Origin of the sequence: Corallococcus sp. RDP092CA, from assembly GCF_041903675.1 — a bacterium.
Lineage (GTDB): Bacteria > Myxococcota > Myxococcia > Myxococcales > Myxococcaceae > Corallococcus.
On sequence record NZ_JAYESI010000053.1, the window covers coordinates 1 to 26,106 of the forward strand.

Genomic DNA, 26,106 nt, shown 5'->3' on the forward strand with positions numbered 1-26,106 from the left:
CGGGGCGTGCTCGACTTCCTGACGGACTCGCTGCGCGCGCACCGCCGAGGTTTGCAGCCACCCTCACTGCTACCTCTCGCGGAGGCCCCTCAGCTCGCGCACGCAGCGTGAGCCGGTGAACGGTTACCTTTGGACAACCAGGCCCAGGGACCACCCGCATCATTCGGACCGCGAGAACCTGTCCGACCGTCGGACAACTTTGGACACATCCCGCCCAAGGGGGGTGCTCCCCCCGAGCCGTGGAGACCTGTCCGACTGTCGGACAAGTTTGGACACATCCAGCCCAAGGGGGGTGCTCCCCCCGAGCCGTAGAGACCTGTCCGACTGTCGGACAGGTTTGGGCAATCCCCGCCGAAGGGGGTGCTCCCTCCGAGCCGTGGAGACCTGTCCGACTGTCGGACAGGTTCTTGCGGTGCGCCACCGCCGGGGCGCGCCATGGCCCCTGCCTTGAATCCCATCAGGCCGCTGCCCGAAGCTCCCGCCCCATGGGTGCCTTCGACATCGTGATCATCTCCGTCATCGCCGCGCTCGGCCTGGGACGCTTCCTCGTGATGCGTGACCAGCGCCGCGCGCCGCCGCCGGAGGCCGGGCCACGCAAGCCGACGCCGCAGCGCATCGCCGGACGCGTCCTCTTGGGATACGCCTATGCGATGGCCCTGTTCCTGCTGGTCCGCTTCTTCCTCGGCCGCATGTAACGGCCGCCGGCTTGCGTCCCGGTCCGAGCGCGCTTGATGCTTCCCCCATGAACGCATGGCTCATGTCCGGGGTGGCGTCCTTCGCGCTGGGGGCATACCTGCGCCGCCGGGATGAGCGCGGCCCCATCGGGGGCGTCATCGACCGGCGGCGCCTGACTCCGCTCCAGGTCGCCTACAGCCTGCTGCTCGCGTATCCGTTCTGCGCGGCCTACACGACCCTGGACCTGTACCTGGGCCCCTGAGCGCACGAAGCGCCGGGGCCCCAGGTCCAGCCCGAGCGTCAGTGCTTGCCGTACTCCAGCTTCACGCCCTTGCGCTGCGCGTAGATGTACGCCTCCATCGCGCGCATCTTCGGGTCGCCGTCCGCCAGAGGCTTGCCGCGCACCGGGTTCTCGATGCACCAGTTGATCATGTCGCGCAGCAGCGCCACCCGGCCCAACTGCACCTGGTACTTCGGATAGGTCTCCGGGTGGGTGTTGGCCGCGTCTGGATGGCACATGTCGCACGACACGCCCACCGTGCCGCCCAGCGCCTCCGCGTCGTGGAACACGCGGTGGCCCTCCTTCACGGCCTCCTGCACGGAGTCCGCCCACACCTGCTCGTCGCGGTCGGAGTATGCACCGTAGGTGTGGCCCGTCTGGATGTTGGCCTTCTGCTGCTGGGGCACCGCCTTCGCGCCCGTCTCCGCGCCCACGCCGCCCTGGCGCACATCGCTGCCCGCGGGCTTCGCACCGGGGATGGGCTGGGGCGCGGGAGTGGGGGACTTCTTCGTGGCAGGTGGCGAGGCCTGCGCCAGCACCGGGCCGGGCACGGCATCCCAGTTCGCGTTCGGGTTCTTCTTGCGCCAGTCGTCCATCAGCTGCGCGGTGGCGGTGATGGCCTGGGCGCGGGTGAGCTTCTGGCCATCCTTCACGCCGGGCACCTCCATGGACGTCTCACCATCACACAGGCCCAGCACCAGGTTGCCATCCTTGGACGCGGGCAGGACGTGCTTCGGCAGAGGCTCCGCCTGAGGGGCGGCCTTCGCATCCGGAGACGTGGCGAGCGCCACGCCGCCAGCGAAGGACAGGGCCGCGCACGGGACCACGAGCAGCTTCATTCGCAGGTTCATGGGAGGGATCTCCTCTTCCGGTCCTAGTAGGTGGGCAGCTTGGGCTTGGGGGGCGCGGACTGCCTGCCACCGGAGCCCAGGTAGCTGGCGCGAACGGTGATGGGGTCGCGCTGCCAGAGGTTGTAGAGCTTGTCCACGAGCCCTGACTCGAGCACGTCCATGCGGCCATCGCCGCAGCCGTCGAACTGGCTGAACGGATCCGCGCGATTCATGGGCACCGTGAGCGAGGGCAGGCCCTCCGGCGCGTAGGGCCATGGCCACGCGGTGGACAGCATCCCGTGGAAGGAGATGTTGCCAATGCGGTTGCTGAGCAGTTGGTGCGTGTGCCCGTGGATGACGGTGACCTTCTCGTAGGGCTTGAGGATGGCCTGCACCTCGTCCGCGTCGTCGGTCCAGAAGTTCCAGGGCCTGTAGTACTTGTAGAGCGGGGAGTGGCTGAAGACGATGACGGGCGTCGTCTTCGCCACCCGGGACAGGTCGTTCTGGAGCCACTGGCGCTGCTCGGCGCCGACCTCGAAGCGGGACTGGATGCCATTGTCCAGGCCCGCGACGATCTTCATCCGCTCCATGGGAGAGAGCTTCCGCTCCGTCCAGAAGTCCTTCTCCAGGATGGAGTTGATCACCACGAAGTGCACGCCCTTGTGGTCGAAGGAGTAGTGGGGCGGGCCGAACAGGTCCCGCCACTGCTCGCCCATGTCCAGGAACCAGTCGTGCTCGCCCACCATCATCTTGATGGGGGCCTTCACGGACTTGAGGATCTGAGCGCCCAGCTTGAGCTCGCTGGCCTGGCCCAGCTGGGCGAGGTCCCCGCCGAAGAGGACGAAGTCCGGCTGCGGGTCCAACGCGTTCACGTCGTCCACGGCCTTGAGGATGGCGCGCACGAAGCGGTCGTTGAGCTTGTTCTCGTACAGGTGCGTGTCGGAGATGTACGCGAAGGAGAACCGGGGCTTCTCCCCCTGGGCCTCCGCCACGTTGACCAGTTGGAAGCTGTTGGGCGTGAGCTTGCCCATGCCCGCGACGATGCCGGCGGAGATGCCAGCGACGCGCATGAAGGCGCGGCGGTCCAGCTTCTTCAGGCCCTCGAAGAAGGCGTCGCGCTCGGCGTAGTGCTGGGTCTCGATGCTCTGGAACTTGTTCGCCATGACGAGCCTCCGTTACCGCCGCGGGGTGGTCGTCACCGGGGTGACGTTGCCGTAGAAGCCCAGGTCCGCCGGGTTCTTCTCAGCCAGGTTCGGGTTCGGGGCCAGGTCGCCCAGGTTGCCCTTCTTGCCCAGGGCGATGGCGGTGTCCCGCTCCGGCCGGGTGCCCTTCCGGGCGCGCTGCTTCGCCAGCTGCTCCTTGTTGAGCTTGTCGAACTTCGAATCCGTGAGCGTGAAGAGGAACGCCACCAGGTCGTCGATTTCAGGCTCCGTGAGCCCCAGCCGCTGCATCCCCCCGTCGAGGTAGGGATTGGCGACGCCGCCCTTGTTGTAGTGGTCCATCACGTCCCACAGCGTGGTGAGCGACCCGTCGTGCATGTACGGGCCGGTGATGCCCACGTTGCGCAGGGTGGGCGTCTTGAACGAGCCCACGTCGCTCTCCTGCTTGGTGACGAGGAAGCGGCCCAGCTCGGAGAACTCCGAGTTGAGCGCCAGCTCGTCGATCTGCTTCTCGTCGCCGGTGCGCACCACCTGCACGCCCTTGCGCGCCAGGGTGACGAAGTCCTGCTTGTGCGCGGCGACGCCGATGTTGTGGAACTTCTGGTCGCTGAACAGCGGGGACACGGCGTTGCCCGCGTGACAGGCGTTGCAGCGCGCCTTGCCGTTGAAGAGCGCCCAGCCGTTCTTCTCCGACGCGGTGAGCGCCTTGCTGTCGCCCGCGATGAACCTGTCGAAGCGCGCGTCGCCGGAGAACTGCATCCGCTCGAACGCGGCGATGGCCACGGCCAGGTCGTCGAAGTTGGGCTCGCGGCCGAAGACCTTCTGGAAGTCGGTGACGTACTCCGGGATGCCGCGCACCTTCTTCACGACGGTGTCCGGGTCCGGCATGCCCATCTCGCGCGGGTTGAGGATGGGCAGCTTCGCCTGGTCCTCCAGCGTGGCCGCGCGACCGTCCCAGAACTGGGTGGCGTTGAAGAGGGCGTTGAGCACGGTGGGGCTGTTGCGCGTCACCTTCTGCTGCTTGACGCCCTCGGACAGCGGCTTGCCGTCGGTGAAGCCCAGCTCCGGCTCGTGGCACGTCATGCAGGCCACGGTGTTGTCCACCGACAGGCGCTTGTCCCGGAAGAGCTTCTCGCCCAGCGCCACCCGCTCCGGCGTGGGCTCGGAGCCCCTGGGCACCGCCAGCCGCCACAGCGTCGCGGACACGCCTGGCGGAAGCTGTGGCGCGGACGCCTGGGGTTGGGGTGAAGGGGGTGATGCCGCCAGTCCCACGCCGGAGTTGAGCACCACGGCGCACACCGTGACGACGCCCGAAGGCAGCCGCATGAACGCCTCCCACCCGTTCTCTGGAGCCGCCGCGGGGCATCCGCCCGGTCCGAGGCCGGTCCGGGCATTTCACGCAACCCGAGAGAACCATTCAATGGTCTCTCGGTCGCGGGGGAGGGCGAGTGTCTGGGATTGGAATGTCCCGGGTGCGAGGTGTCCTTGTTTCAGCGGACCTGTCCGTTGGTCCCCGCGATGCCGGCCTCCTTCAGCGTGGCGAGCAGGGGGCGCTTCCCATCCGTGAGGATGACCTTGACGTCCTGGTCCCCGAACCGGACGGTGCCACTGCCTTGCTGGCCCTCGGTCCGCCGCGCACCGGGGAGTTCCATCAGCGTGTCGAAGCTGGAGGAGGACGTGACCACCATCCCCTTGAGGTTTCCCTGGAGGGGGGCCTTCTCCCAGTGCAGCTGCTCGTTGTTCGCCTGGGGAGCCCGGCCGTTCACGGTCGTGTTGAAGGCGCTGTTGCGGGCCGACTCGGACTGGCGGCTCCAGAGCGGCGCGCGGCCGAGGGGGTCGTTCTTGGGGAGGCCCGCCTGATGGGCGGTGGTCGAGCCCGGGACCTTGCCCATGTTGTCCGTGGAGGATGCCCGCCAGCCGTGGTTGGGGTCCTGCAAGATGGCGGGGCTGAGGATCATCTGCACCTTGCTGTCATTGCTCCCCACCCCGCTGCCCTGGGCCTTCCAGGCGTTCTGCTGGGTTCCCACCGCGCGCGTGTAGACGGCCAGCGCCCCGCCGCCGTTCTTGTCCGCGTCCCGCGAGTATTTGCCGTCCTTGCCCAGCCGGCTGTAGGCGGAGTTGAGCTGGCCCTGCTGGAGGGCGCTCTGCACGTGCTCCGGGGAGATGCCGTGGGTGAGGCAGGCGGCATCGTCCAGCTTGAGGGCCGTCTGGGGACGGCTCGCGTCCGCCGGGGCCATGGGAGGGCACGGGCCCTGGGGATACCTGACGCCGGTGTTGGAGCTGCCCGCCGCCTGCGTGGAGGTGGTCGCCGGGCTGTTGAAGGTGCTGACGCCCTGATGGGACTGGAGGGCGGCCTGGGTTCGATTGGGCTGGGCACTGACCGGCCTGGGGAGCTTGCTCTGGTTGGCGACGTTCGAGAGGTTGGGAAGCGGCGTTGTGGGGGTCCTCGTGGAGGAGCGGACTCCTTCCGGGCGAGCCGAGAAGGAAGCGGTGATGGGCTTGGGGATTCGGCTCATGGCGGTGGGACTCCAATCTCCGGAAGAGGCGTGGGGATGCCCGGAGCTTCGGCCCATCTATTACACCCCCTGCCACGGATTGCCGGTCAATCCGCCATTCCATACGCCTTGCAATGTCTGGTGACGACCCTACGACGCACCATTCGACGGCGCCGTGCCCGGAAGGGAGGGAGCAGTGTCTGGTATTGGAACGTCTGGCGTCACGGGACGCCAGCCATGCGAGGAAAGCCACGCGTGGGCCTCATCTCTCCGCCCGTGCGCCACGAGGAAGTCCACGCGGTCTCCGGCCACGGGAACGGTGGACTCGTCGAAGAGGACGGTGCCGGTGTCGCGCTCCAGCACGAGCGGGACGAGCGCCTCCTCCAGGTTGCCGGTGGCGGGGGGCAGGATGGCCTCCACCTGCGGCGCGTCCAGGCGCCAGGACTCGCGGGACACGGCGCCCTGTTCACAGCGCGCCACCCAGACATTCAGGTCGCGCTCCGTCCCGAAGAGGAGGTGACCGCCCGTGGAGCGCACCGTCTCCGCGGACACGCCAACGTGGCCCCGGTGCAGGGCGGTGTAGCTGCGGGCGGTGCGCTGGAGGGCGCGCACGCGCTCCGCGAAGAGGAGGTTGACGCCCTCGTTGTGGGTGAGGCCCACGAAGCCCTGGCGCCCTTCCGGCTCCGCGCGCAGGAGCGTGCGCTCCTCCAGCCCATTGCCGAAGAGGACGCGGAAGCCCTCCTGCTGCGCGCGCGTCAGCGTGGCGTCGCTGGAATCCACGAGGAGCACGGCTTCGTCGCGCGCCTGGAGCGCGTGCGCCACCTGCCGCGCGAGCGCGTTCGCGCCCAGGAAGACGTAGCCCCTGGGGACCACGCGGCGCACGCCCAGGAGCCCCGCCACGAAGCCGCCGGACAGGCCCTGCACCACCACCGTGACGCCGATGACCAGGAACACCAGCGCGCGCAGGGCCTGCCCCTCCTCCACGCCCTGGGCGCCCAGGCGCGTGGCGAACAGCGACGCCACGGCGGCGGCGACGATGCCGCGCGGGCCCAGCCACGCGATGAAGGCCTTCTCGTTGCGCGACAGTCCGGAGCCCGCGGTGGACAGGGCGACGGCCACGGGCCGCACGAGGAACATCAGCGCGAGCACGGTGAGCAGGCCGCGCCAGCCCAGCGCCGTCACCTGGGACAGCCGCATGTCCGCGGCCAGCAGGATGAAGAGCATGCCCAGGAGCATCAGGGTGAGCTGTTCCTTGAAGGCGAGCACCTCCCGACGGGCGGGCACCCCGCCGTTGCCCACGACGAGCCCCGCGGCGATGGCGGCCAGCACGCCGCTCTCTGGCGCGAGCGCGTTGCTCACCTGGAAGGCGCCCAGCACCAGGGCGAGGGCGAAGACGTTGGTCATGTCCTCGGGCACCCAGGAGGCCTTGCGCAGGCCCACGGTGATGAGGAGGCCGGTGACGCCGCCCACGGCGAGCCCCACGCCCCACCGCGAACCCAATGCGCTCACCAGGAGCCACGGGCCCTCTTCCGCGTGCAGCGCCATGTCCAGCGCCACCACGGCGATGATGGCGCCCACGGCGTCCACGAAGATGCCCTCGGCCTCCAGCACGGTGGCGACGCGGTGGGTGACGCGCACGCGGCGCAAGAGCGGCGTGATGACCGTGGGGCCGGTCACCATGACCAGGGTGCCGAACAGGGCGGAGAGCATCCAGTTCCAGCCCATGAAGACGCGCGCGGCCAGGGTGCCGCCCACGGCGGTGACGGCCGCGCCCAGGGTGACGAGCCGCTGGATGGAGCGGGCCTCGCGGCGCAGCTTGCGCACGTCCAGGCTCATGGCGCCCTCGAAGAGGATGACGGACACGGAGAAGCCCACCACGGTCTGGAGCGCGGGCCCCAGGGACGCGGGCTGGATGAGGCCCAGCCCTTCCGGGCCCAGGAGCACCCCCGCGGCCAGGAGCACGACGATGCCGGGCACGCTCAGGTGCCGGGCCAGCAGCTGCGCGAGGATGCCGGCCACCAGGGACAGGCCGAGCGTCAGGGAGGGGTTGGCGAGTGAAGGGGAAGCCATGGATGCGGCGACGCACCGTAGCCGCTCATGCGCGGCGTGGACCGGCGCCACGGGCCGAGGGTTGGCCGGGAGACGAAGCGACCACTTCGACACGCGGCGTGCTCCCGGGCCATGCTTGTTCGCGGGAGCCGAGGTGAAGCCCCTGAAGGCGCACCCGCCCGTGACTCAGGGCTCCGGCACGCGCAGGTCGCGTGAGCGCAGCAGCATGGCGGACGCCGTCGCCGGGGCGAGCACCGACGCGATGATGATGCTCCAGTCCCACGGCCCCCGCGCCCGGGCGACGTTGAAGCTGAGCGCCTGAAGCAGGGTGAGACACGCATCCGCCGTGGTGAGCCGCCCCAGCAGCGTCGCCAGACCGTCGCGCCAGCGGCGCAGGAGCAGCAACAGGCCCGCGATGAGCCCCACGTCGAACACCACCCAGCCGTGCTGCACCCACGGCGAGGGGAACCAGTGCGCGCTCATGGGCAGCGCGAGCAACACCGTCCACGGCACCAGCAGCGCGGTCAGCGCGCGCACGAGGAGGCGCGGCCGGCGCAGCAGCGTGACCAGCCCGAACTTCACCAGGCTTCCCCGCGCGAACGCCCGGAGCGCGTCGTAGATGGCCCACGTCGCGGGCTCGTCCCTCGGGTGCGCCAGGTAGAGCGTCACCCACGCGTCGGGCCGGAACTTGGCCTTGAAGGAGCGCAGGCCCTCGAAGTCGAACAGCGGGCGCCCCGCCCTGCGCGCGAACCGCAGCCACGGCCGCACCGGCCCCGCCAGCGGCGCCAGCCCCAGCGTCACATACCTGCGCCCGTTCACCGCGGCGGCGCGCATCGCGGCGTCCACCAGCGTCTCCGCCGTGCCGTTGGGCGCGGAGGGCTCCCGCAGCAGGTCCTGGAGGAACCAGCCGTCGCGCGCGTACACGGGCGTCACCGACAGGAAGCCCACCACCCGCCCCTCCACCTCCGCCACGAAGGCGCGGCGCTCGCGGGCGAAGGCGCCCGGGGCCAGCCCCACCAGGAACCCCATGGTCGCCATGCGGCGCGACGCGAGCCAGTGCTCTGCCAGCACCTCCACCGCCGCTCGCAGCGGATGGCCCTCCGCCTCCATCACCTCCGCGGGCACCTCGCGCACGCGCACCCCGTGGGAGCGCGCGCGGCGCAGCTGCTCGCGCAGGCTGCGGCTGCCCTTCACCACCGCCTCCCACCTCGCCGGGTCCCACACCGGCTGCTCGCCGATGGGCAGCTCCTCGAACGGGACGAGCGCCGAGAAGCGCGACTCCGTGGCGAAGAAGCTCACGCGCCTGCCCGCGCTCCGGGCCGCCCGGTGGAAGGCCTCCACCACGTCGTGCACGCGCTCCTGCGCGGCGATGGGGCCGCCCCCCGCCACCCACGCGCCGCCCGTGTCCACGTAGGCGATGCATCCGTCCCCTTCCGGCGCGAACCAGTACTCGAAGCCCGGCTGCAGCACCTGGAAGGACGTCGCGTTCCAGCCGTGGTGCTTGAGCAGCGCCAGCACCCGCTCGCGCGGGTCGCCTGGGGTGTCCTGGTGGGGGTCGGCCATGGTGTTTGCGGTCAAACTACGTCCCACGCGGCAGTCCCGCCAGCGCAAGCCACCCGGGCAGGCAGGGCACGTCCCGAAGGGCCGGACCGTGGGGGAGGCCAACGCTCCAGGTGGAAATGCGCGGGCGAGCGATCCAACCCGGCCGCTCCCAGGCACTACAGGGGGACGACCTTGACGGGGATATCAGGGCCGGAAGCCGGGCCCCCAGGGTACGGCCCTGCCATGGGGCGCCCGGCTTGCAGTACCGCTCAGGGGCCCTCTTCGTCCGCGTCCTCCGCGCCCCCGTCCTCCGCGGGGGCCCGGCCGAGCAGCTGGTCCACCTCCGCGTGCGCGCGCTCCGCCTGCGCCGCGCTGATGCGGTTGTAGAGCTTCAACGCATCCACCACGTGGTGCGCGTGCTTCCACAACGCGCGGGAGCCGCTGGCGGGCGAGCGCTTGCGCGGAGACGGCAGCATCGCGGCGAGCACCGCGCCCTGCGCCACGGAGAGCTGGGACGCGGACACGCCGAAGTGCTCCCGCGCCCCCGCCTCAATCCCATACACGCCGTTCCCCCACTCCACCACGTTGAGGTACAGCGTGAGGATGCGCTGCTTCGTCAGCGCCTCCTCCAGCCGGTGCGCCAGCACCAGCTCCTTCAGCTTGCGCACCAGGCTGCGGTCCGTGGACAGCCAGAGGTTCTTCGCCAGCTGCTGCGTGAGCGTGGACGCCCCGCGCCCCAGCCTCCCCTGCTCCACCGCCTGCCCCACCGCGCGCGCCAGCTCCACCGTGTCCACGCCGTCGTGCAGGTAGAAGCTCGCGTCCTCGGAGAGGAGGACCGCGTCCACCGCGGGCTTGGACACCGCCGACAGCGGCACCCACTGCTGCCGGCGGCGCGGCTTGCGCCCGGCCTCGCGCGCCTCGCTCGCGCGCTGCTCGATGAGCGCCGTCGTCTTCGGGTTCTCCTTCGCCAGGGGGGCAGCGTCCGGCAGCCCGGCGAACGTGGCCACCGCGGTTCCCAGGCCCAGCACCCACACGCTCCCCAGCACCCAGCGCCCCCACCGCCTCCGTCGCGGCGGCGCGGGACGCGCCTCCGGCGGCGGCCGGACGGGCTCGGCGGGCGAGGGGCTCGGCGGGACTTCGGGCGGACCTTCGACGGTGGACATCCGACGGCCGTGTCTAGCGCCGCGCGCTCCGGGCGTCACCCTTCACGGTGAGCTTCGCGGACGCCAGGCGCGGCTCGGGTGAGCGCCAGCGCTCGTCCACCGACGCGAAGCCCGCCACCAGCTCCCCGGCCAGGTAGCCGCGCGTGTTCTTGCCCTTGCGGCGCAGCCAGTCGTTGAGCACGCGGCCCTTCGCGTCCTTGCGCTCCTCCGGATGCAGGAGGTTGAAGCGCGAGCGCCTCACCAGCCCGCCCGACTTGTGCACGAACGTCACCGTGCCGTCCGCGCCCACGCGCTCCACGATGCCGATGTGCGTGAGGCCGTCATTGACGAGGCCGTCGCGGTTGCGGTCGAACGTGTCCTTGAAGAACACCAGCGCGCCCGGCTTCGGCGTCTCCGACAGCATCCCCAGCGCGCGCGCCTTGCGGTGGATGGCCGTGACGCCGTTCTCCTCCGGCAGCACGTCGTCCGGCAGCAGGTCCAACCGGCGCTGCTGGAACGCCAGCCGCGTCAGGCCCGAACAGTCATCGCTCACCGTCGAGCTCATCTTCGCCAGCGTCGTCAGCCCCACCCAGGACCTCGCCCGCCACAGCGCCCGGTCCGCCAGCGGGACTTCCGGCCGGGCCCTCTTCGTCGTCGCGGTCCTGCTCGCGGCCTGGGCCGCTCCGCCCCACAGCAGCGCGCTCACCAACGCGCCCACCCACACGCCTCGTCCCATGCGCCCGCGGCAGAGCAACCGCCGTGCCCGGCTTCCGCGGCGCTGCGCCTGTCCGCCTCACGACGGAGCGCGCGCACGCTCCGGCACGCGGTGGGCAAGGAAGTTCCCACGCACGGCAACCGCGCGCCCTGGCCCCCTTCAGGGGACGACGGCGGTGGAGGCGGCCGGTGCCGCATCCGGGCTCGGGTTGGCGGGCTCCTGACCCAAGCTCGACGGGGCCTGGTTCCACCGGCCTTCACCGGTCGGCGCCCGCGACCGCCCCGAGCCGGTCAGCACGCGCAGGTACTCGTCATGGAGGATGGGCGCCGGAGGGGGAGCGGGGTCGGTGACGCTCCGCCCGGACGGAGGCCGCGAGTCTCCACCTTGGGTCATCGCCGGCCCGCAGCCCCGGCTCGCGCACCCGGGAGCAGGGGACTCACCGGGCGTGGCCAGGCACCACCCGGTCCGGTGGGTTCCCCAGGTCCGCGTGGGCCGGGGCTCCATCCGGGTCGGGGGGTTGGGCGGAGGCGCCCAGGGCCGCGGGCTCTTCGCCCGGGCCTCCAGCGCGACCATCAGCGGCAGCGCGAGCCCCAGGACCGCGAACTGCCCCAGGGCGCCGGGCATCCGAGAGCCGGAGGCGGTCAGCACCTGCGCGCGCACGTTCGCGAGGAGGAAGGCGCCGCCAATGGCCATGCACAGCGCGAGCGCCCCCCACGTCACGGCCTGCGCCGTGATGGAGATGGAGGCCAGGCGCCAGGTCGCGCCCATCTCCACCGCCGCCCTCCAGGTCTGCGCCTTCCAGTCCGCGGCCAGCCCGCCCATGCCGTAGCCCACCCCGCACGCCACCACCCACACGGCGGCGCCGTGCACCTCGCGCCGCAGGAGCCACGCCTGCGTGAGGCCCAGCGCCACCCCCATCCCCACGGGCGCCAGGGTGGGAGACAGCCCCAGCGCCACGGCCAGGGACCGCGAGCCCACCAGGCCCACCGGCACCGCCATCGCCGTCATCCCCACCCAGCCCGCGACCTGGAGCCCCGCCCGGCGCAGCGCGTACACCTGCGCGCCGCCCAGCATCGCCCCCGCGACGGCATGGACCGCCAGCTCCGCGAGCCGGTGGATCACCCCCTGCTCCACCGCGGACAGCCGCCAGAGGGCCGCCGAGCGGAGCACCGCGTCCAGCAGGCCCACCCATTCGTCCGCCTGCACCCAGGGGATGAGCAGGCCCAGCACGCTGACCGCCGCCACGAGGACCGCATGAAAGAGACGGGTGCCCATGGCCCGGCAGTCTGCGCGACTCCCGCGGTCCAAGGCCATCCGCGGGGCCACCGTCCTGCCCGCCGGCCAACGAAGGTGTCGCCCGGTGGAGGTGGATGTACGGCGCGACGGGACCCCGCGGGTTAGACTGACCCCGGTGCGCTTCGCCTACTACCAGCGGCTATCGCCCGCCGAGCAGCGGGTCTACCGCCAGAGCGACGCCGTCACGGAGGTGCCCCTGCGGACGCCCGCGACGCTGCGGCCCCGGGTGGAGGCGGTGCGGGAAGCGCTGCGCCAGGAGGACCGGGCACGGCTCCAGGCCGCGACGCAGGCCCTGGCCCGCGCGATGACCGGGCGGCTGGAGGTGGCCGGGGTGGAGGTGGAGGTGCTGGAGGCGCGGCCCTCGAATGAGGAGGGCGAGCTGCACGGGCTCTACACGTGGGCGCCCGGGCAGCGGCCCCGCATCCAGGTGTGGATGCGCACCGCGAAGCGCGGCCAGGTCGTGGCCTTCCGCACGTTCCTGCGCACCTTCCTGCATGAGCTGTGTCACCACCTGGACTTCCTCTGGCTGGAGCTGTCCGCCTCCTTCCACACGGAGGGCTTCTTCCAGCGCGAGTCGAGCCTCTTCGGGCAGCTGGTGCCCCCGGCAGCGGGGGCGAAACGCCGTGAAGCGGCGGACACTGGGAAATGGAGCGCGAGCACAAGGCGCGGCCGGCGCTAGATTGCCGCCCCTATGGCGCATCCGACCGACGACAAGAACTTCCGCCTGCCCACCACCCTCCGCCCCCGCCGCTATCAGGCGACGGTGACCCTGGACCTGGAGGGGCGCACCTTCGCGGGTGAACAGCGCGTGGAGCTGGAGCTGGCCCAGCCCACGACGGAGATCATCCTCCACGCCAACGCGCTGGAGCTGGGCGAGGTCACCTTCCGCGCCGGCAACGACGTGCGCAAGCCCGCCTCCAAGCGCGTGGCGCCGGTGAGCGAGACGGTGGTGCTCACGTTCGCGGCGCCCCTGCCCGCGGGCGGCGCCACGCTGGACGTGCTGTGGACGGGGCACTTCAGCGACGGTCTGCGCGGCCTGTACGCGGCGGGCAAGGTGGCCGCGACGCAGTTCGAGGCCGCGGACGCGCGGCGGCTGTTCCCCTGCTTCGACGAGCCCGCCTTCAAGGCGCGCTGGGCGCTCACGGTGCGCGTGCCGGAGGGCCACACGGTGCTGGGCAACGGCCGCGTGGTGAAGGACGAGAAGGACGGGGCGCTGCGCAGGGTGACGTTCGAGGAGACGGAGCTGCTCAGCTCGTACCTCATCGCGCTGGTGGTGGGGCCGCTGGTGGGCACGCCGGAGGAGCAGGCGGAGGGCATCCCGGTGCGCACGTGGGCCTTGCCGGAGAAGGCGCACCTGGCGAGGTTCGGCCAGGACGCGGCGCTCCAGGTCCTGCCCCGGCTGAAGGACTACTTCGGGCTACCGTATGCCTTTGGCAAGGTGGACCAGGTGGGCATCCCGGACTTCGAGGCGGGCGCCATGGAGAACGCCGGCCTCATCACCTACCGGGAGGTGGCGCTGCTGTTGGATCCGGCGACCGCGCCCCTGTCCGTGCAGAAGCGCGTGGCGGAGGTCGTCACGCACGAGCTGGCGCACCAGTGGTTTGGCAACTGGGTGACGATGGTGTGGTGGGACGACCTCTGGCTCAACGAGGCGTTCGCGACGTGGATGGCGTTCAAGATCGTCGACCAGTGGCGGCCGGACTGGCGCATGTGGCTGGACTTCGACGCGCACCGGGCGAGCGCGCTGGCGCTGGACGCGCTCAGGTCCACGCACCCCATCCACGGCGAGGTGCGCAACGCGGGCGAGGCCGGTGAGAGCTTCGACGCGATCACCTATGAGAAGGGCGGCGCGGTGCTGCGGATGATTGAAGGGTTCCTCGGCGAGGGCCCCTTCCGCGAGGGCATCCGGCTGTACATGCGCAAGCACGCGCGCGCGAACGCGGTGAAGGAGGACCTGTGGAACGCGCTGGGTGAGGCGGCGAAGCAGCCGGTGAACGAGCTGGCCACGAAGTGGATTGGCCAGAGCGGCTTCCCGCTGGTGTCGGTGAAGGTGGAGGGGCGGAAGGTGACGCTGACGCAGCGGCGCTTCTACTCGGAGCCGGGGGTGAAGAGCGCGGAGACGTGGCCGGTGCCCATGGTGCTGCGCTTCGAGGACGCGAGCGGGGTGCGGGAGCAGCGGGTGCTCTTCCGGGACGCGCAGGCGACGGTGACGCTGGAGGGCGGCTCGGGCGAGGTGAAGTGGCTGTGCGCCAACGGCGGCTCCACGGGCTTCTACCGGGTGGCGTACGAGAAGCCGGCGCTGGACGCGCTGGCGGCGAACCTGGGGACGCTGGCGCCGTCGGAGCGCATCTCGCTGCTCGCGGACACGTGGGCGCTGGTGCGCGCGGCGCAGGCGCCGGTGGCGGACCTGCTGGACCTGGCGGCGCGCTTCGGCGACGAGGAGGACGAGGCGGTGCTGGACGAGCTCGTCGGGCGGCTCGGGTACATCGAGAACCGGCTGACGGAGGGCGAGGACCAGGAGCGCTTCCGCCGCTGGGTGGAGCGGCTGCTGGGCGGCGGCCTGAAGAAGCTGGGCTGGCAGGCGGCGCAGGGCGAGCCGGACCGGGTGCGGCTGCGCCGCGCGGCGCTGGTGCGCGCGGTGGGCGGCCTGGCGCGCAGCCCGGAGGTGCTGGCGCAGGCGCGTCCGCTGGTGCAGCGGATGTTGCAGGGGGACAAGGCCGCGCTGGACGCGAACCTGTTGGACACGGCGGTGGGCATGGTGGCGCGCGCGGGCGACGCGGCGCTCTTCGAGGACCTGCTGCGGCGGATGCCGAAGGAGCCCGACCCCGCGACGCAGCGGCGCTACCTGATGGCGCTCACGTCCTTCGAGGACGCGAAGCTGGCGGAGCGGGCGCAGGGGCTGCTGTTCACGGAGACGGTGAAGACGCAGGACGTGGCGAGCTTCGCGACGGGCCTGTTGAGCAACCGCACCGGGCGCGACGCGTGGTGGGAGCAGCTCCAGCGGCGCTGGAAGGACCTGGTGGCGCGCACGGGGGCGGCCCCCATGCTGCTGCGCCGGGTGGTGGAGGGCCTGGGCCTGCTGCGCACGCGCGAGCAGCTGGAGCAGGTGAAGGCGCTGCTCCAGGCGAACCCGATTCCGGAGGCGCAGCAGGCCACGGCGCAGACGCTGGAGCGCCTGGCGCAGGACGTGGCCCTGCGCGAGCGCGTGGCCCCGGAGGTGGCCGCGTGGCTGAGGCGTTGACCGTAATATCCGGTGCCCATGAAGACCACGCTCACGCCCGAAGCCACCGCCGCCTCCCGGGAGGCCCTGCGCCGCGCCAACGCGGCGTTCAGCCAGACCTACCCGGGCGAGTCCTCCCGGCGCCAGCCCGTGCACACCGTGTACGGCGGCGCCCACCTCTTCCGCGCGAACACCGCGCGCAAGCTGGGGGACCTGGCGCTCGCGGCGCTGCGCGACTACGCCACCGACGGCTCCCAGCTCGCCCACGGCCTGGGCCTGCCCCAGCGCGGCGGCTTCGCCCAGCGCGTCCATGACCGCGTCGTGGACAAGCTCCAGCGTGAGCCCGTCGAGGACTTCCGCATCGACTTCGAGGACGGCTACGGCCACCGCCCCGACGCCGAAGAGGACGCCCACGCCGTCTCCGCCGCCACGGAGGTGGCCCGCGGCCTGGAGCAGGGCTCGCTCCCGCCGTTCATCGGCATCCGCGTGAAGTCCTTCACCGAGGAGCTCTACGCCCGCGCCTCGCGCACCCTGGACCTCTTCGTCACCGCGCTGCTGGAGCAATCCGGTGGCAGGCTGCCGCCGTCCTTCGTCGTCACCCTGCCCAAGGTCACCGTGCCCGAGCAGGTGACCGCCCTGGCCAAGCTGCTGTCGGCGCTGGAGTCCGCCCACCGCCTGCCCCCCGGCGCGCTCACCCTGGAGCTGATGGTGGAGACGCCCCAGGCCCTCTTCGACGCGCGCGGCCGGCCCCACCTGCGCTCGCTCGTGGAGGCCGGCGAGGGCCGCTGCTCCCACGTCCACCTGGGCGTCTACGACTACACCGCCGCCCTGGATGTCAGCGCGCACATGCAGCACATGCTCCACCCCGCCTGCGACTTCCTGCGCGACACCGTGCAGGTGCTCCTCGCGGGCAGCGGCGTGCGCCTGTCCGACGGCGCCACCAACGTCATGCCCGTGGGTCCCCACCGCAAGCAGGGCGACACCCCGCTCCTCCCCACCGAGCGGCGCGAGAACACCGACGCCGTGCACCGCGCGTGGCAGGTGGCGTACCGGCACACGCGCCACTCGCTGGAGCGCGGCTACTACCAGGGCTGGGACCTGCACCCCGCCCAGCTCCCCGTGCGCTACGCCGCCGTCTACGCCTTCTTCCTGGAGGGCCTGGAGCCGGCCTCCCAGCGCCTCAAGGCCTTCGTGGACAAGGCCGCCCAGGCCACCCTGCTGGGCGACGTGTTCGACGACGCCGCCACCGGCCAGGGCCTGCTCAACTTCTTCCTGCGCGGCCTGGCCTGCGGCGCCCTCACCGAGGACGAAGCCCGCGCCCCCGGCCTCACGCTGGAGGAGCTGCGGAGCCGCTCCTTCCGCGCCATCGTGCAGGGGCGCGCGTCACGCTGAGGCGGGCGGCTCCGCGGGGGGCGCCGCGTCCCGGTGCCCCAGCCACTCGCGCGCCACCGCCACGTCCACCGCGAGGATGCCCAGGAGGAACAGCCACGGCCCCGGCCGCGCGGACAGCCCCGTCAGCGCCCAGAGGGTGATGAGGCCCGCGAGCACCGCCGGCGCCACCGAGGGCAGCGCCTCGCGCGCGCGCCGCACCGCCCCCAGCACGCCCAGCGCCAGCAGCCCCAGCACCACGCCCGTCGCGCCCAGCCGCCCGCGCCCCGTCCCCGCGCCCGGCCCCGACGGGAGCACCAGCGTGTTGAACCTCCACGTGTCGTTGTCCTGGATGTCCCAGGCGAAGTTGTTGTCGAGGGTGATGTTGCGCTCGCGCTGCAGGTGCGCCGTGGGCACCAGCGACCACGCCGAGCTCCACGGCAGGAGCAGCCCCACCGCGCACGCCGCCACGCCCGCGAACACCCACCGCTTCAACCGCACGTCCGCCGGCCGCCGGGGCAGCGACGCCTGCGCCATCGGCGATGCCTGGAACGCCCGCCACTGCACGAAGCCCAGCACCACCGCCGCCAGCACCCACAAGAGCGGCGCCACGCCCAGCCCCAGGCACAGGAACGCCTGCGTCACCGTGAGCGCGGTGAACATGGGCAGGAACGCCGGATGCGCGGCGCACTTCACCACCGGCGCCAGCGCGTCCGGCAGCCTCCGGCCCGCGGCCAGCCACTCCCGCGCGCCCAGCATGCCCGCGCCCACCAGCATCAGCGCCGCCCACGGCAGCCCCAGCCCGCCCCCGACGAAGGGCAGCACCGGCGCCAGCACCGCCGCCGCCACCAGCCCGGAGCCGAGCAGCGGCAGCGAGCCGCCAGGCAGCCGCTCGCGCAGCCTCGGGTCGTCCAGCACGTCCTGCACCGCGCGGCCCGCCGTGTCCGCCGCGCGCCGCGCCGTGTCCGCCACCTCGTCCATCACCGGCGACGCGGGCGCGTTCACGTCCCCGCCGCAGTGCGGACACGTCCGCGACGACAGGCCTTCAGGGAGCGGCTGACCACAGTGCGGGCAGGACATGGCGCGAGTCCTCCTCAGGTGAAGCGAGCGCGGGGAGCCTATACCGCGCCCCCCGCTGCATCCTCCATGAACGCGTGGGAGGCCCCGCCCCCTTCCGCACGCCCGGCCGCTACCAGAGCATGTCCTGGTCCTCGGTGACGCCGGGGACGTTGGACAGGCTCAGCTCCCGGCCGCCCACGCGCAGGGTGCCCTCGAAGAGGCCCACCGGCTGCGCGAAGTGGCTCACCACGAGGCGCAGGTTGCGCTCCTCGCGGTGCACGTAGATGGGCTTGAAGCGCAGGTCCACCGCGCCGTCCGCCGTCGTCAGGCGCCACGGGTCCAGCAGCTCCTTCGCGTCGTACTCGAAGCGCGCGCGGCCCACGGGGTAGAGCCGGTCCCCCAGCCAGACGGCGTTCTCGTTGGCCTCGGTGGCGCCCTCGTTGAAGCCCTCCACCAGGTTGAGCCCCACGGGCGTGCCGTCCGGCAGCCGCCCCGCCGCGAAGGCCCAGCGCCAGGCCGTGTGCCGCGCCAGGTAGCCCTGCGTGTAGTCCATGCCGCCCACGCCGCCATCCAGCCGGAAGCGCCGGCCGCCCGCCTCCAGGCTGCCGAAGGCCAGCAGGCCGCTGCGCTTCTGGGTGACGTTGACCAGCCCGTCGCCCTCCACCGGCGCGATGACGGTGAGGGCCGGCGGGCCGCCCGCCACCAGCAGCTCGCCGCTCCACTGGAACGACTGGAGCGACTGCGTGCGCATGCGGCTGACGTCCACCTCCACCTGGTAGCGCTCGTCGGACTCGCCGCGCTTCACGGACATGCGGCCGCCCAGCGTGCGGAAGGCCGCCACGAGCCCCGCGCCCGGCTTGTCGCTCACCTCCGCGAGCGGCCCGGGCACGCCCAGGAAGCTCACGTCACAGAGCGGCTTCTTCTGCTGGAGGTCCACCGCCACCGCGAAGGCGTTGGCCGTGTAGCCCAGGTCCACCACCGCGAAGAGGGCCGCCACCTCCTGCGTGGCGACGAAGGTGTAGTGCCAGCGCTTGCGCTTGAGCAGCCGCGTCGTGCGCCCCGGCGCCCACTTCCCCAGCAGCCGGGGCAGGTCCACCTCCGGCAGCTCTCCCTGGTACGTGCCGAACCGCGGTTCACCTTCCGTGGAGGCCACCGAGGTCGGGGCGAAGGGCAGCAGGGCTTCTCGTTCACGCTCGAGCGTCATCGCGAAACATCTGACGGCACTTCGCCCGCCCTGTCACGCGAACACGCGCGCCAAGTTGCGCCCCGACGACACTCGGGGCCCGCCCTGCCTGCCCGCTAGCTCCTGCCGAAGATGATGCGCTCCTGAGAGAGCAGCCGCGTGGTGAAGCGCAGGGCCACCAGCGACACCGCCACGCAGGACGCGAGCGCGAGCAGGAAGGGCACCGCCCCCAGCGACTCCCCTCGCATCACCTCGCCCGCGAGCAGCTCCTGCCCCAGCACCGGCACCGCGAACATCCACGGCTGCGTCTGGATGGGGGACAGGGCCAGCATCATCCCGGGCAGCGTGGGCAGCACCATCAGGAGCGACAGGTACGTCTGCGCCTCCTTGAACGACCGTGCATAGGTGGACACCCACATCTGCACGGCGGACGCGGCCAGCACCAGCGGCAGCACCGCGGCCAGCATCCCCAGCGCCGCCGGCGCGTCGAAGCGGGCGCGCACGCCCAGGTCCTCCAGCGGCACGCGCTTCACCACCAGGAAGTAGCCCACCAGACACAAGAGCACGCCCGCCCCCGCCATCGCGCAGGTGGCCAGCCACTTGCCCGCCACCACCGCGCCCCGCGGGGCGGGGTTGAGCAGCAGGGGCTCCAGCGAGCCGCGCTCGCGCTCGCCCGCCATGGTGTCGCTGGCCAGCTGCATGCCGCCCGCGAACGCGGCCATCACCAGGAACAGCGGGATGGTGGTGAGCACCGTGGCCGCGGTGCGCTCGGGGGTGGACAGGTCCAGTTCGTCCACGCGCACGGGCACCGCCAGCTCCGGGGACACGCCGCGCGCGAACAGGCGCTGGCTGCCGGTCTGCTGCGAGTACGCCCCCAGCATCCGCTGCGCGCGCTGCACGGCCTGCCGGGCCTTGTTGCGCGAGCTGTCCACCACCAGCCGCACCGCGGCGGTGTGCCCGTCCGCGAAGTCCTTCGCGTAGTCGTCCGGCACCACCAGCACCAGGTCCAGCTTGCCGGCCTGCACCAGCGCCTCGTAGTCCCTGGGGGCCTCCGACAGCTTCGCGCCGTAGCGCTCCAGGAAGGCCATCAGGCTGGGCGCGTGCTCGCGGCCCACCACGGGCAGCTCCAGCGGCCGGTCCTGCCGGTACCAGGAGGCCATCACGTTGAACATCACCAGGAACACCAGCGGGCCCAGCAGCGGCCACAGCACCGCGGAGCCCAGCGTGCGCCGGTCCCGCAGGTGGTCGCGCACCTCCTTGCGCAGCACCGTCCCGATGAGGCCCCTCATTCGCGCAGCCCCTGCTCGCTGCCAATCACGCTCACGAAGGCCTCCTCCAGGCTGTCCTTCCCGGTCGCCGCGCGCAGCGCGTCCGCCGTCCCGTCCGCCACCACCCGCCCGCGCGCCACCACCACGATGCGGTCACACAGCGCGGCCACCTCCTGCATCACGTGGCTGGAGAACACCACGCAGCAGCCCTGCGCCTTCAGCTTGCGCAGCAGCGCGCGCACGGAGCGCGTGGCCATCACGTCCAGGCCGTTGGTGGGCTCGTCCAGCAGCACGTTGCGGGGCCCGTGCACCAGCGCGCGCGCCAGCGCCACCTTCACGCGCTCGCCCTGGCTGAAGCCCTCCGTGCGCCGGTCCGCGATGTCCTTCATGTCCAGCAGCTCCACCAGCTCCTCCACGCGCGCGTCCAGCGCGGCGCCGGACAGGCCGTGCAGCTCGCCGAAGTACCGCGCGTGCTCGCGCGCGGTGAGGCGCGGGTAGAGGCCGCGAGCATCGGGCAGCACGCCCAGCGCGCGCCGGGCCACCTCCGGCTGCTTCGCCACGTCCACGCCGTCCACCGTGGCGGTGCCGCCGTCCGGGCGCACCAGCGTGTAGAGCATGCGCAGCGTGGTCGTCTTGCCCGCGCCGTTGGGGCCCAGCAGGCCCGTGATGACGCCGTCCTCCGCGGTGAAGGACACGTCGTGCACGGCCGTCACGGAGCCGAAGCGCTTGTGCAGGTTCCTGGCTTCAATCATGGGCGCTCGGGTCCTACGGAACAGGGCCGGCGAAGGAGGTGAAGAAGGGCGGCCGCTTGAGGCCCGCGCCACAGTCGGGCGTCAGGCCCTCCACGCTGCCGCGCGCGAGCAGGTCCGCCATCAGCGTGCGCGCGCAGTCCGCGCCCACGGTGTTGTGTCCCAGCCCCGGCACCACCACGTGCAGGCTGCGCGTCAGCGTCCGCTTCGCCTCCTCGCCCCAGGGCGGCGGCGTCACCGGGTCCAGCTCCCCGGAGAGCAGCAGCGTGGGGATGTCCGACTGCACGGGCTCGCGGAAGCCCGGGGGCACGCTCGCCTGGGGCCACTTCGCGCACGCGCGCTTCACGTCCAGCGCCATGCGCGGGCCGAACCAGGTGCCCTTCGCCTCGCGCTCGGCGTCCTCCTCCGTGAAGAAGGGCGCGTCCTCCGCGCACACCACGGCCAGGAACATGCCCCGGCTGGTGGTGCGCGCCACCTCGTCGGTGAGCCCCAGCGACAGCGCCACGAAGGGCGTCCAGTCATCCTTCGCGGCGCGGTCCAGCATCAGCGGCACCAGCGACGCGACGTCCGGGCTGTAGAGCAGCGAGAACAGCTCCGCCAGGAAGACGCGCCGGGTGAGCGTGAAGTCCTCCGGCACGCCCGTGCGCGGGTGCGCCAGGTGCACCTTCGCGGGCGCGGCCTCCAGCCTCGCGAGCAGTCCCTCCGTGCGCGTCCGCAGGTCCGGGTACGCCTTCGCGCAGGCGCGGTCCTTCGCGCACGCGTCCAGCAGCAGGTCCAGGGCGCGCTGGCCGTCGCGCGCGGCGTACAGCGGCAGGTACTGCCCCATGGGAGCCACGCCATCCAGGATGGCGGTGCGCACGCGGTCCGGGTGCTGGCGCATGTAGACCAGCGCCGCGCGCGTCCCGTAGGAGATGCCCCACAGGTTCACCTGCCGGTAGCCCAGCGCCGCGCGCACGTCGTCCAGGTCATCCATGGCGATGGACGTGGTGTAGAGCCGCTCGTCCGCGTCCCAGCCCGCGCGGCACTGGGGGATCACGTCCGCGTCCTCGCGGTCCTCGAAGCGCTCCGCCAGCGACGCGCGCGAGGGGTTCAGCGCCTCGCAGTCCAGCGGGTGCGAGTCCCCCGTGCCGCGCTGATCCACGAAGACGATGTCGCGCTGGCGCCGGATGCGCTCCAGCGCCGGCAGGATGCGCGTGCGGGACGCCGCCTGGCCGGGGCCGCCCGCGAGGAAGAACAGCGGGTCCTCCTTCGGCTGCGACGCGAGCGCGGGCACCACCACCACGCGCAACGAGAGCTTGCGCCCCTTCGCCGCGGCGCGGTCCTCGAAGACCTCCAGCGTGCCGCACAGCGTCTGCGCGGCCACCCCGTCCAGCCGGCACGGCTTCAGCGCCATCCGCCGCTCGGACGCGGCCTCCGAGGCGCGGGCGCCGGACCGGGAGCAGCCCGCGAGCGCCAGCGCCGCCAGCACCGCCAGCGCGAGCCACCTCCCCGGACGGCGCCCCGGGGGCGTGGCGAGGGGGTGAGACAAGATGCCACCTGTCACGGCGGGCCAACCTCCAGCACGGGGGAGTCCCCTGGCGCATACCATTGGTATGCAGAAGGTGCACCCGTCGAGCCCCGGACATGCGCGGCGATTGAATCCGCGCGAACGCGGGGCGTCCTCTGCTACGCCCATGCCCATGAAGAAACGCGCGTTCCTGGTCCTCTTCGCCCTGTCGCTCACCACGCTCGCCGGCTGCGCCACGCTGCAGAGCCTGCTCAACGGCGCCTTCCAGAAGCCCACCCTGCGCTTCAAGACAGCGCGGCTGGCGGACGCCTCCCTGTCCGACGCCACGGTGGACCTGGTGTACGAGCTGGACAACCCCAACAGCCTGGGCCTGAAGGTGGCGTCGGTGGACTACGCCTTCTTCGTGGAGGGCAAGCAGCTGGTGGCCGGCAAGCCGAAGGAGGGCGTGAACCTCAAGGCCAACGGCAAGAGCCAGCTCGTCTTCCCCGCCAACGTGAAGTTCGCGGACATCGCGCCGGTGGTGACCACGTTCCTGGACAAGGACGTGGCGGCCTTCAAGGCGCAGGGCTCGCTGGGCATCCAGACGCCGCTGGGCGTGCTGAGGTTCCCCCTGGAGAAGGAAGGCACCTTCCCCGTCCCCAAGGTTCCGCAGGTGCAGTTCCAGGCGCCGCGCATCACCAACGTCACGCTGAGCGGCGCCACGGTGGAGTTCCCGCTGGCCATCACCAACCGCAACGCCTTCCCGCTGCCGGTGGCGGGCATCACCGGGGCGCTCAAGGTGGCGGGCGCCAGCGTGGGCAACCTGTCCACGGGCAACCTGGGCATGCTGGATGGCAGCGGGACGAAGCAGGTGACGCTCCCGTTGACCATCAACTTCGCGAGCGCCGCGTCCGCGGCCATGGCCCTGCGCTCGGGGGGCAACGCGCAGGTGAGCCTGACGGGCAACCTGACCTCGGACGCGCAGTCCGTGCCCCTGAACCTGAGCCAGCTCGTGAATTTCACGAAGTAGACGGCAGGGCATGCAGGGAAGCAGGCGGTGCATCGCACACCGGGGATGTTGTCCCCGGACAGGGGAGCCGTTACGGTTGCGCCGCTTCCCGAGGGCCCCCCATGCGCCGCATCCTCTTCAAGTCCAAGATCCACCGCGCGACGGTGACCCAGGCCGACCTCGACTACGAGGGGTCGGTGACCATCGACAAGGACCTGCTCCAGGCGGCGGACATCCTCCCCTACGAGAAGGTCGCGGTGTGGAACGTCACGCGCGGCACCCGGCTGGAGACGTACGCCCTGGAGGGCGAGTCCGGCAGCGGCGTCATCTGCATCAACGGCGCAGCCGCGCACCTGAACCAGCCGGGCGACCTGGTCATCCTGGCCACCTTCGCGGAGGTCGAGGAGGCGGAGGCCGCGAGCTGGAAGCCCACGGTCGTCTTCGTGGACGGCAAGAACCGGGCGGTCCCCGGCATCACCGAGGAAATCCCCGGGCCCGCGCGCCGTATCGCGTAGAGACGCCCCAGCGGGGCCTTCCGGCACCTTTTGCCGCCCCCAGCCCTGTCTGCCATGCTTCCCGCCCTCTCATTGGCGGGCGCGGCGGTGCGCGTCCCGGAGGCGCTGACGCGATGAAGTGGATGTGGGCGGGACTGGTGACCCTGGTGGCGGTGACGGGGTGCACGCGGGTGGGCCCGTATCAACGCGACCCCAACGCGGAGGACGCGTTCATCTCCAACGTGCCGGTCATCCGCGCGCCCGCGCAGGACCGCTGTGATGCGCTGGGGAAGTCCTCCGTGCGCGGCGGCTGTGACGACGCGCTCTACCTGGCCAGGGAGTACGCCCGGCGCCTGGCGGTGGGAGACGAGGTGTGCCTGGAGGGGGGCTTCGGCGAGGAGCCGGGCGCGGCGTGCAAGGCGCGCGCGGCGGTCATCGACACGGGGCCCGACAAGGTGAAGCTGGAGGTGCGCTCGGCGCGCCCGGACTCGCGGTGGTTCCAGTCCGAGATGCGACACGCCTGGTACGAAGAGGGCGCGCTGGTGGACCTGTACCTGGCGGAGCGGGGTTACTAGAGACGACCGGCCGCGAGCCTCGCGGCCAAGGAGGAGGACATGGCCTTCTACGACGGCGTGACGGAGCGGCTGGGCTTCATGAAGAAGCTGACCCCCGCGGAGCTGAAGAAGCTGGGGTCGCTGCGCCTGTCGGACCTCATCCAGGCGGAGATTGGCCGGGCGCGCGTGCGCGTGGCGGAGCTGGAGAAGCGCTACCCGTCCGCGACGACGAAGGAGCTGGCGCAGCGGCTGGTGGATGAGAAGAAGAGCCTCGCGAGCATGGTGGGCGGCGTGAGCGGCGTGTTCGGGCTCATCTCGCTGCCGGCGGACCTGACCTTCATGGCGTACCTGCAGCTCGTCCTGCTGACGGACGTGGCCACGCTCTACAAGGCGAACCTCAAGACGGACCGCGCGCGGGGGGAGCTGCTGGACCTGTTCGGCTACGCCAACGGGCTGGGGCCGCTGCACCGCTCCGGGCCGAAGGTGCTGGGGAAGCTGGCGGCGCTGCTGCTCGCCAAGGGTGGCATGACGACGCTGGGCCGCGCGATGCCGCTGGTCGCGGCGCCCATCACGGCGTACCTCAACAACCAGCACATCCAGATGGTGGGCGAGCAGGCCGTGCGCTTCTACGAGGGCTTCGACAAGGCCCACGCCAAGGCGCGCAATGCGCGGCGCAAGGCGGCGGGCGCGGAGTAACGGTCGGACAACCCCACGTGTTAGGTTTGCGTTCGCAAGGCCTGACACGCTGGGGGGCAGTCAGTGAAGACAGCGCATTCGGTCCTCGATTCAAGCGCGCTCGTTGTGACTCCCGGGGCAACTGTCAGGGAGTCCCGCTGGCAAGCAATGGCGACGTTGCTTGCACCGGGCTTGGCGATCACAACCGACCATGCCCTTCCTGATGTTGTTTCTCGTCTCTTCGTCAGCACGGGCGAAAGACGAACGGCTTCCGTCGCAGCCCGCATCGTCGGACGCGATCAGCCATCTCCGATGGCCGCCTTGTCGGCATTCTTCGTTCGGTTGGCCCATCGTCATGGGGCGCCTCGCGCTCTTGGGGAAGTATCAGCCATCTTTCCAGCAGATTATCGCCAGGGAGGGGTGGTTCGAGCGGCTATCACCCTCCGCGCGACAGGTCATCTCGGTCGCGGATGGCATGCGCCAGGCAATTGAGAAGCCCTGGCCCAAGATCTTCTTGGAGTACCTCGTCGTCGCGCTCGCGGAAGAAGCAGGCGGTCCCCTCCCTGAGATGATGCGGCGAAAGGGCATCCCGCTCGAAGAACTGATGACCCAGATCCGAGAGAGGAGCCGCACCAACATTCCTTCCAGCGGCAGCTACTGTTGCCGAGCACGCTTGTTGATGGACGGGTGAGCCGGCTGGATGAGGGACGCCGGAATCCCGAGTCGGTTTAAGGCCCTACGGCCGCCTGGCGGCGGTGCCCTCCGGGCAGCCTTGAGCCGCCTCGTGCTCCGGCTCAAGCTGCAACCGTCGATTCCCCAAAGGGAATCGCCTCAAGAAAAGGCCATCATCGGCGGTG

General features: G+C 71.8%; 24 protein-coding genes. 10 read left to right on the forward strand and 14 right to left on the reverse strand.

Annotated features, from left to right (window positions below; translation table 11 throughout):
• Positions 1 to 485: 485 nt before the first annotated feature.
• Together U8525_RS33105 and U8525_RS33110 are read left to right on the forward strand one after the other, a co-directional pair.
• On the forward strand, positions 486 to 695 hold the full coding sequence (locus U8525_RS33105) for a hypothetical protein (RefSeq protein ID WP_374270730.1): 210 nt from the start codon (positions 486 to 488) through the stop codon (positions 693 to 695).
• 47 nt (positions 696 to 742) lie between these two features.
• Complete coding sequence (locus U8525_RS33110) at positions 743 to 937, forward strand: hypothetical protein (protein WP_374270731.1); 195 nt, start codon at positions 743 to 745, stop codon at positions 935 to 937.
• Between the two features lie 38 nt (positions 938 to 975).
• Here the strand turns inward: U8525_RS33110 and U8525_RS33115 are convergent, their stop codons facing one another.
• The 9 genes from U8525_RS33115 to U8525_RS33155 form a co-directional block, all read right to left on the reverse strand.
• On the reverse strand, positions 976 to 1,806 hold the full coding sequence (locus U8525_RS33115) for a cytochrome C (RefSeq protein ID WP_374270732.1): 831 nt from the start codon (positions 1,804 to 1,806) through the stop codon (positions 976 to 978).
• Positions 1,807 to 1,829: 23 nt separating this feature from the next.
• On the reverse strand, positions 1,830 to 2,948 hold the full coding sequence (locus tag U8525_RS33120) for a metallophosphoesterase (protein ID WP_374270733.1): 1,119 nt from the start codon (positions 2,946 to 2,948) through the stop codon (positions 1,830 to 1,832).
• Positions 2,949 to 2,960: 12 nt separating this feature from the next.
• Complete coding sequence (locus U8525_RS33125; protein WP_374270734.1) at positions 2,961 to 4,271, reverse strand: cytochrome-c peroxidase; 1,311 nt, start codon at positions 4,269 to 4,271, stop codon at positions 2,961 to 2,963.
• A gap of 164 nt (positions 4,272 to 4,435) precedes the next feature.
• Positions 4,436 to 5,461, reverse strand: coding sequence for a hypothetical protein (locus tag U8525_RS33130; protein WP_374270735.1), 1,026 nt, complete (start codon positions 5,459 to 5,461; stop codon positions 4,436 to 4,438).
• A gap of 129 nt (positions 5,462 to 5,590) precedes the next feature.
• On the reverse strand, positions 5,591 to 7,510 hold the full coding sequence (locus tag U8525_RS33135; RefSeq protein ID WP_374270736.1) for a cation:proton antiporter: 1,920 nt from the start codon (positions 7,508 to 7,510) through the stop codon (positions 5,591 to 5,593).
• 165 nt (positions 7,511 to 7,675) lie between these two features.
• A complete protein-coding gene (locus U8525_RS33140) occupies positions 7,676 to 9,052 on the reverse strand; it encodes a bifunctional lysylphosphatidylglycerol flippase/synthetase MprF (RefSeq protein ID WP_374270737.1) in 1,377 nt (458 codons plus the stop codon).
• 248 nt (positions 9,053 to 9,300) lie between these two features.
• On the reverse strand, positions 9,301 to 10,194 hold the full coding sequence (locus U8525_RS33145; RefSeq protein ID WP_374270738.1) for a transglycosylase domain-containing protein: 894 nt from the start codon (positions 10,192 to 10,194) through the stop codon (positions 9,301 to 9,303).
• A 13-nt stretch (positions 10,195 to 10,207) separates the two neighbouring features.
• Positions 10,208 to 10,891, reverse strand: coding sequence for a hypothetical protein (locus U8525_RS33150; RefSeq protein WP_374270739.1), 684 nt, complete (start codon positions 10,889 to 10,891; stop codon positions 10,208 to 10,210).
• A 156-nt stretch (positions 10,892 to 11,047) separates the two neighbouring features.
• Positions 11,048 to 12,163, reverse strand: a complete 1,116-nt coding sequence (locus U8525_RS33155; RefSeq protein ID WP_374270740.1) for a hypothetical protein — start codon at positions 12,161 to 12,163, stop codon at positions 11,048 to 11,050.
• Between the two features lie 136 nt (positions 12,164 to 12,299).
• Between U8525_RS33155 and U8525_RS33160 the strand changes: the two genes are divergently transcribed.
• From U8525_RS33160 to U8525_RS33170, 3 genes are read left to right on the forward strand one after another with little or no spacing between them, the layout of a single operon-like run.
• The gene (locus U8525_RS33160) at positions 12,300 to 12,863 is read left to right on the forward strand and encodes a hypothetical protein (protein ID WP_374270741.1); all 564 of its coding nucleotides are present in this window, start codon (positions 12,300 to 12,302) and stop codon (positions 12,861 to 12,863) included.
• Positions 12,864 to 12,875: 12 nt separating this feature from the next.
• Positions 12,876 to 15,425: a M1 family aminopeptidase gene (locus U8525_RS33165; RefSeq protein WP_374270742.1), complete on the forward strand. Its 2,550-nt coding sequence runs from the start codon at positions 12,876 to 12,878 to the stop codon at positions 15,423 to 15,425.
• A gap of 18 nt (positions 15,426 to 15,443) precedes the next feature.
• On the forward strand, positions 15,444 to 16,796 hold the full coding sequence (locus tag U8525_RS33170; protein WP_374270743.1) for a DUF6986 family protein: 1,353 nt from the start codon (positions 15,444 to 15,446) through the stop codon (positions 16,794 to 16,796).
• Here U8525_RS33170 and U8525_RS33175 read toward each other — a convergent pair.
• From U8525_RS33175 to U8525_RS33195, 5 genes are all read right to left on the reverse strand, one after another.
• A complete protein-coding gene (locus U8525_RS33175) occupies positions 16,788 to 17,852 on the reverse strand; it encodes a hypothetical protein (protein ID WP_374270744.1) in 1,065 nt (354 codons plus the stop codon). The genes U8525_RS33170 and U8525_RS33175 overlap by 9 nt on opposite strands.
• Before the next feature lie 109 nt (positions 17,853 to 17,961).
• The gene (locus tag U8525_RS33180) at positions 17,962 to 19,035 is read right to left on the reverse strand and encodes a DUF2804 domain-containing protein (protein ID WP_374270745.1); all 1,074 of its coding nucleotides are present in this window, start codon (positions 19,033 to 19,035) and stop codon (positions 17,962 to 17,964) included.
• Positions 19,036 to 19,130: 95 nt separating this feature from the next.
• Complete coding sequence (locus U8525_RS33185) at positions 19,131 to 20,303, reverse strand: ABC transporter permease (RefSeq protein WP_374270746.1); 1,173 nt, start codon at positions 20,301 to 20,303, stop codon at positions 19,131 to 19,133.
• Positions 20,300 to 21,034 carry an ATP-binding cassette domain-containing protein gene (locus U8525_RS33190; protein ID WP_374270747.1) on the reverse strand — a complete coding sequence of 245 codons (735 nt, stop codon included), beginning with the start codon at positions 21,032 to 21,034 and terminating at the stop codon, positions 20,300 to 20,302. Before U8525_RS33190 ends, U8525_RS33185 begins: the two co-directional genes overlap by 4 nt.
• A gap of 13 nt (positions 21,035 to 21,047) precedes the next feature.
• On the reverse strand, positions 21,048 to 22,619 hold the full coding sequence (locus U8525_RS33195) for an alpha/beta hydrolase (protein WP_374270748.1): 1,572 nt from the start codon (positions 22,617 to 22,619) through the stop codon (positions 21,048 to 21,050).
• Positions 22,620 to 22,704: 85 nt separating this feature from the next.
• Here U8525_RS33195 and U8525_RS33200 point away from each other — a divergent pair, with 85 nt between their 5' ends.
• The 5 genes from U8525_RS33200 (at position 22,705) to U8525_RS33220 (ending at position 25,940) form a co-directional block, all read left to right on the forward strand.
• A complete protein-coding gene (locus U8525_RS33200; protein WP_374270749.1) occupies positions 22,705 to 23,547 on the forward strand; it encodes an LEA type 2 family protein in 843 nt (280 codons plus the stop codon).
• Positions 23,548 to 23,648: 101 nt separating this feature from the next.
• Positions 23,649 to 24,041 (forward strand): aspartate 1-decarboxylase, encoded by a 393-nt coding sequence (panD, locus tag U8525_RS33205; RefSeq protein ID WP_374270750.1) that lies wholly within the window; start codon positions 23,649 to 23,651, stop codon positions 24,039 to 24,041.
• 113 nt (positions 24,042 to 24,154) lie between these two features.
• Positions 24,155 to 24,595, forward strand: coding sequence for a hypothetical protein (locus U8525_RS33210; RefSeq protein ID WP_374270751.1), 441 nt, complete (start codon positions 24,155 to 24,157; stop codon positions 24,593 to 24,595).
• A 39-nt stretch (positions 24,596 to 24,634) separates the two neighbouring features.
• Positions 24,635 to 25,270, forward strand: a complete 636-nt coding sequence (locus U8525_RS33215; RefSeq protein ID WP_374270752.1) for an EcsC family protein — start codon at positions 24,635 to 24,637, stop codon at positions 25,268 to 25,270.
• Between the two features lie 190 nt (positions 25,271 to 25,460).
• A complete protein-coding gene (locus U8525_RS33220) occupies positions 25,461 to 25,940 on the forward strand; it encodes a hypothetical protein (RefSeq protein ID WP_374270753.1) in 480 nt (159 codons plus the stop codon).
• The last annotated feature ends 166 nt before the right edge of the window (positions 25,941 to 26,106 follow it).

Bases quoted from the DNA above. Each gene is read 5' to 3' on its own strand.
- U8525_RS33180 (WP_374270745.1), bottom strand. From the start codon at position 19,035: ATGACGCTCGAGCGTGAACGAGAAGCCCTGCTGCCCTTCGCCCCGACC.
- U8525_RS33115 (WP_374270732.1), bottom strand. From the start codon at position 1,806: ATGAACCTGCGAATGAAGCTGCTCGTGGTCCCGTGCGCGGCCCTGTCC.
- U8525_RS33220 (WP_374270753.1), top strand. From the start codon at position 25,461: ATGCCCTTCCTGATGTTGTTTCTCGTCTCTTCGTCAGCACGGGCGAAA.
- U8525_RS33110 (WP_374270731.1), top strand. From the start codon at position 743: ATGAACGCATGGCTCATGTCCGGGGTGGCGTCCTTCGCGCTGGGGGCA.
- U8525_RS33120 (WP_374270733.1), bottom strand. From the start codon at position 2,948: ATGGCGAACAAGTTCCAGAGCATCGAGACCCAGCACTACGCCGAGCGC.
- U8525_RS33190 (WP_374270747.1), bottom strand. From the start codon at position 21,034: ATGATTGAAGCCAGGAACCTGCACAAGCGCTTCGGCTCCGTGACGGCC.
- U8525_RS33140 (WP_374270737.1), bottom strand. From the start codon at position 9,052: ATGGCCGACCCCCACCAGGACACCCCAGGCGACCCGCGCGAGCGGGTG.
- U8525_RS33105 (WP_374270730.1), top strand. From the start codon at position 486: ATGGGTGCCTTCGACATCGTGATCATCTCCGTCATCGCCGCGCTCGGC.
- U8525_RS33195 (WP_374270748.1), bottom strand. From the start codon at position 22,619: ATGGTATGCGCCAGGGGACTCCCCCGTGCTGGAGGTTGGCCCGCCGTG.
- U8525_RS33145 (WP_374270738.1), bottom strand. From the start codon at position 10,194: ATGTCCACCGTCGAAGGTCCGCCCGAAGTCCCGCCGAGCCCCTCGCCC.
- U8525_RS33170 (WP_374270743.1), top strand. From the start codon at position 15,444: ATGAAGACCACGCTCACGCCCGAAGCCACCGCCGCCTCCCGGGAGGCC.
- U8525_RS33155 (WP_374270740.1), bottom strand. From the start codon at position 12,163: ATGGGCACCCGTCTCTTTCATGCGGTCCTCGTGGCGGCGGTCAGCGTG.
- U8525_RS33125 (WP_374270734.1), bottom strand. From the start codon at position 4,271: ATGCGGCTGCCTTCGGGCGTCGTCACGGTGTGCGCCGTGGTGCTCAAC.
- panD (WP_374270750.1), top strand. From the start codon at position 23,649: ATGCGCCGCATCCTCTTCAAGTCCAAGATCCACCGCGCGACGGTGACC.
- U8525_RS33200 (WP_374270749.1), top strand. From the start codon at position 22,705: ATGCCCATGAAGAAACGCGCGTTCCTGGTCCTCTTCGCCCTGTCGCTC.
- U8525_RS33215 (WP_374270752.1), top strand. From the start codon at position 24,635: ATGGCCTTCTACGACGGCGTGACGGAGCGGCTGGGCTTCATGAAGAAG.
- U8525_RS33165 (WP_374270742.1), top strand. From the start codon at position 12,876: ATGGCGCATCCGACCGACGACAAGAACTTCCGCCTGCCCACCACCCTC.
- U8525_RS33130 (WP_374270735.1), bottom strand. From the start codon at position 5,461: ATGAGCCGAATCCCCAAGCCCATCACCGCTTCCTTCTCGGCTCGCCCG.
- U8525_RS33175 (WP_374270744.1), bottom strand. From the start codon at position 17,852: ATGTCCTGCCCGCACTGTGGTCAGCCGCTCCCTGAAGGCCTGTCGTCG.
- U8525_RS33185 (WP_374270746.1), bottom strand. From the start codon at position 20,303: ATGAGGGGCCTCATCGGGACGGTGCTGCGCAAGGAGGTGCGCGACCAC.
- U8525_RS33210 (WP_374270751.1), top strand. From the start codon at position 24,155: ATGAAGTGGATGTGGGCGGGACTGGTGACCCTGGTGGCGGTGACGGGG.
- U8525_RS33135 (WP_374270736.1), bottom strand. From the start codon at position 7,510: ATGGCTTCCCCTTCACTCGCCAACCCCTCCCTGACGCTCGGCCTGTCC.